This is a genomic window from Klebsiella sp. MS 92-3 (genome assembly GCF_000195655.1).
Taxonomy (GTDB): domain Bacteria; phylum Pseudomonadota; class Gammaproteobacteria; order Enterobacterales; family Enterobacteriaceae; genus Klebsiella; species Klebsiella pneumoniae.
In genome coordinates this window covers 11,161-14,586 of sequence record NZ_GL882772.1, presented here as the reverse complement: position 1 = coordinate 14,586, position 3,426 = coordinate 11,161, and the positions used below count along the sequence as shown (strand labels likewise).

The window sequence follows — 3,426 nt, the reverse complement described above, 5'->3', positions numbered from 1 at the left end:
GGCTAAGGCGCCGGAGCCGCCCGCGCCGGTGAGCAAGAGCGTCTCCGCGCGTAATCTCGCCGGTTCGTTACCGGATTAAGCGCTATTCCCGGTTTGCGCGACCCGGGAAACTCCCCGGCTTGCGCTGCGCTTAGTTTGTATGCCGGGTATGGCGTAGCCGCCACCCGGCATACAGGCGGCTCCCTGGCTGGGGTCATGCCCGGCGGCGCTACGCTTGCGCGGGCCTACGGATCCAGTGTAATGGTGGGTCCAGTACCATTTGTAGGCCGGGTAAGGCGTAGCCGCCACCCGGCGCGAAGACGGAACGCCACGACCCGGGATGGCACCCCTATCCGTGGGCGAGGAAGCGCGCCAGGCGCTGCTGCAGCAGGCGATTTTCGCGGGTCAGCCGCGCGTTCTCATCCAGCAGGGTCAGCGCCACCGCAATTCCCGGCCAGTCCAGCTCCAGCTCGTTACGCAGGCGTACCGCGCGATGCACGATCGTCACCGCGCTGTCGTCGAACAGCCAGGTGTCCGCCTGCGGCTGGTGTGGCTCAATCATCCCTAAGCCGACGATCTCCGTCAGCTCCTCTTCCGACACCCCGGTACGCAGGCACAATTCGGTAATGGTAAACGTCACTGTTACTGTAGCCATCAGGCTTTCCCCCATGTCTTACGCGGATCGAAGCTGGCTTCGGCGGCGGCCAATTGTTGCCAGAGCTCACGCGCTTTTTCATCTGGTTTTGTCGGCATCACTATTTTAATAACGGCGAACAAATCGCCGGTGTGGGTTTTGCTCACGAGTCCTTTCCCTTTGATACGCAGTCGCTGCCCTGCCTGACTGCCCGGCGGCACCGTCAGCAGAATGCTCTCTTTCAGGGTGGGCACCGTCACTTTCGCGCCCAGCGCGGCCTCCCATGGCGCCAGCGGCAGGACGATCTCCAGGTTATGACCGACAATATCGAATAGCGGATGCGGGGCGATGTGGATAACCAGCCACAGATCGCCGTTCGGGCCGCCATTCTCCCCCGGCGTCCCCTGGCCTTTCAGGCGGATACGCTGACCATCGACTACCCCGGCGGGGATCTTCACATTCAGCGTTTTCGGCGTTTCGCTTTCGATCATGCCAAACACGTTGTACACCGGCAGGTTATAGCTGATAGTGCGCGTCTGCTCGGCCAGCGTCTCTTCAAGGAACACCGCCACTTCGATCTCCAGATCGTGGCCGCGCGCCGCGTGTTGACGACGACGCTGATGCGCCTGCTGGCCAAACATGGAGGAGAAGATGTCGTCGAAATCTTGCTGACTGTAGCTCTGCTCGTGGGTCTGTCGCTGGCGACCGAAGCCGGGATCGTTGCGATGCTGCCAGAGCTGATCGTATTCGGCGCGCCGTTGCTCATCTTTCAGGACTTCCCAGGCTTCGGCGAGATCCTTAAATTTGGCTTCGGCATCGTTTTCTTTACTGACGTCGGGGTGATATTTGCGCGCCAGGCGGCGGTAGGCGGTCTTGATGGTTTTCAGATCGTCGGTTGGTTGCACCCCGAGAATGGCATAATAATCCTTCAATTCCATGATTTTATCTCATCTATGCTCAGTGCGGTGGTTACATATTCCCTGGAACAGGCGTCAGTATAAAGCGTAGGGCAAATGCGCCCTGACGGGGAAGAAAAGTGGCGGAAACTTGACGCCGTCGGGGTCGACGGCGCCGTGGATAAGATTAGTCTTTCGCCTGCGGCCGTGGGCGGCGGCGCCATCCGGTGAATAGCACCAGCAGCGCGCCGACGGCGCCAGCCAGGCGCGCGGTGCCCTCGCCGGCGCTGGGAAACAGCTGGCGAATGGTAGGGTCGCTGACCAGCATTGACCCGGCAATCCAGCCGATGAGCATCCCGCCCAGCAGCACCACCGCGGGAAAGCGGGTGAGCAGGACCAGCACCAGCTTGCTGCCGGCGACAATAACCGGAATGCTGATCGCCACGCCGAGGGCGACCAGCGCAATGTGCCCTTTCCCCGCAGCAGCTACCGCCAGTACGTTATCCAGCGACATAATCACATCGGCAACGGTGATGGTGATCGCGGTGCGCCACAGGCTGCCAGAGCTGCTAACCTCGCTCTCTTCTTCCTCATTCCTGACCAGCTTGATGCCAATCCACAGCAGGAGCAGCGCGCCGACTATTTTCAGCCACGGCAGCGACAGGAGATACAAAGCGATCGCCAGCAGCAGAACGCGCGCCAGGATGGCGCCCACGGTACCGATGATGATCGCTTTGGTGCGTTTCTGCGGCGGCAGTTTGCGGCAGGCCATGGCGATCACCACGGCATTGTCGCCACCCAGCAGTAAGTCGATGGCGACAATCTGCAGCATAATCACTGCCATGTCCCATTGTTGAAGAAATGCATGCATATCGAGAGAAACCACCTGAAAAAAGAGCAAGAAAAACCGCTGCGCAGGGTACTCCGCCTGGGCCGCGTTGACCACTGGCGCAGACCTGCGCTATCGCGCGGGAAAGAGAGAGCCTGAAAAATAAAGTTACGAATCAAGGCGCCGTTGGGCAAGGCTTCGGCGAAAAAGGGTGATATTTTGTCACCCAGACTCACCTGCCGTTCACTTATCGCAAGGATCCCCACTATGTCTGGCCACAAGAAATACCTCTCTGTCGCCCTGCTGAGCGCTGTCTTACTGCCGGCGATGGCCTCTGCCGCTGACGCGCCGGCGACTTTCACCCCGGAACAGGAGGCGAAAATCGGCAAAATAGCCGCCGACTATCTGGTTGCCCACCCGGAAGTCCTGCTGCAGGCGAGCCAGAAACTGCAGCAAATTCAGGCTGAGCAGCAGGCCAGCGCGGCCACTCAGGCGGTGCTGAAGAACGCCGCCGTGTTGACCCAGGATAAAAATACCCCGACCTACGGCCCGGCCAACGGCAAAGTCACGGTGATCGAATTCTTCGACTACCAGTGCGTCTACTGCAGCCGTCTGGCGCCGGTGATGGAGCAGGTGATTAAAGCGCACCCGCAGACCCGCTTCGCCTTCAAAGAGTGGCCGATTTTCGGCGGCCGCTGGGAAAGCTCGCTGGAGGCGGCAAAAACCGGCCTGCAGATCTATCAACAGAAAGGGGCGGATGCCTATCTGGCCTACCATAACGGGATTTACGCTACCGGCCATAACGAAGGCAAGCTGACGACGGCGGATATCCAGCAGCAGGCGAAGAAAGCCGGCTTCGATGCGAAGAAGGCCGCCGACGTCGAACCGGTGCTGCAGAGCATTAACGATCTGGCGCAGGAGATTGGTCTGAGCGGCACGCCGGGCGTGATCGTGATGCCGACCACCGGCGCCACGGAAGCCAGCATCACCGTCTTCCCGGGGCTGGCAGACAAAGCCTCGCTGGAAGCCGCCATCAAAAAAGCCGGCGGCTAATCCCCGGCGTATTACCTGTCCAGGCCGCCGACGGC

Annotated in this window: 5 protein-coding genes and 1 pseudogene; 3 read left to right on the top strand and 3 right to left on the bottom strand. The window is 60.7% G+C overall.

Annotation, left to right across the window (positions count from 1 at the left end; all coding sequences use genetic code 11):
* Nucleotides 1-79 (top strand): annotated as a pseudogene (locus tag HMPREF9538_RS31460) (plasmid stabilization protein); the annotation flags it as partial.
* A gap of 249 nt (nt 80-328) precedes the next feature.
* On the opposite strand, the gene cbpM reads toward HMPREF9538_RS31460, so the two are convergent.
* Together cbpM and cbpA are read right to left on the bottom strand one after the other, a co-directional pair.
* Entirely contained in the window at nt 329-634 is a 306-nt protein-coding gene (gene cbpM / locus HMPREF9538_RS19495) for a chaperone modulator CbpM (RefSeq protein WP_002885324.1), read from the bottom strand.
* Nucleotides 634-1,551: a curved DNA-binding protein gene (gene cbpA / locus HMPREF9538_RS0127195; RefSeq protein ID WP_004210044.1), complete on the bottom strand. Its 918-nt coding sequence runs from the start codon at nt 1,549-1,551 to the stop codon at nt 634-636. Before cbpA ends, cbpM begins: the two co-directional genes overlap by 1 nt.
* Nucleotides 1,552-1,626: 75 nt before the next feature.
* On the opposite strand from cbpA, the gene HMPREF9538_RS32145 reads away from it, so the two are divergent.
* A complete protein-coding gene (locus tag HMPREF9538_RS32145) occupies nt 1,627-1,740 on the top strand; it encodes a hypothetical protein (protein ID WP_020316611.1) in 114 nt (37 codons plus the stop codon).
* Here HMPREF9538_RS32145 and HMPREF9538_RS19500 read toward each other — a convergent pair.
* Entirely contained in the window at nt 1,697-2,380 is a 684-nt protein-coding gene (locus HMPREF9538_RS19500) for a TerC family protein (protein ID WP_026005887.1), read from the bottom strand. The genes HMPREF9538_RS32145 and HMPREF9538_RS19500 overlap by 44 nt on opposite strands.
* Nucleotides 2,381-2,605: 225 nt before the next feature.
* Here HMPREF9538_RS19500 and HMPREF9538_RS19505 point away from each other — a divergent pair, with 225 nt between their 5' ends.
* The gene (locus tag HMPREF9538_RS19505) at nt 2,606-3,391 is read left to right on the top strand and encodes a DsbA family protein (RefSeq protein ID WP_002885391.1); all 786 of its coding nucleotides are present in this window, start codon (nt 2,606-2,608) and stop codon (nt 3,389-3,391) included.
* Nucleotides 3,392-3,426 lie beyond the last annotated feature (35 nt).

Coding starts and splice junctions, on each gene's coding strand:
- HMPREF9538_RS32145 (WP_020316611.1), top strand. CDS start 1,627: ATGCGCCCTGACGGGGAAGAAAAGTGGCGGAAACTTGACGCCGTCGGG.
- HMPREF9538_RS19500 (WP_026005887.1), bottom strand. CDS start 2,380: ATGCATGCATTTCTTCAACAATGGGACATGGCAGTGATTATGCTGCAG.
- cbpA (WP_004210044.1), bottom strand. CDS start 1,551: ATGGAATTGAAGGATTATTATGCCATTCTCGGGGTGCAACCAACCGAC.
- HMPREF9538_RS19505 (WP_002885391.1), top strand. CDS start 2,606: ATGTCTGGCCACAAGAAATACCTCTCTGTCGCCCTGCTGAGCGCTGTC.
- cbpM (WP_002885324.1), bottom strand. CDS start 634: ATGGCTACAGTAACAGTGACGTTTACCATTACCGAATTGTGCCTGCGT.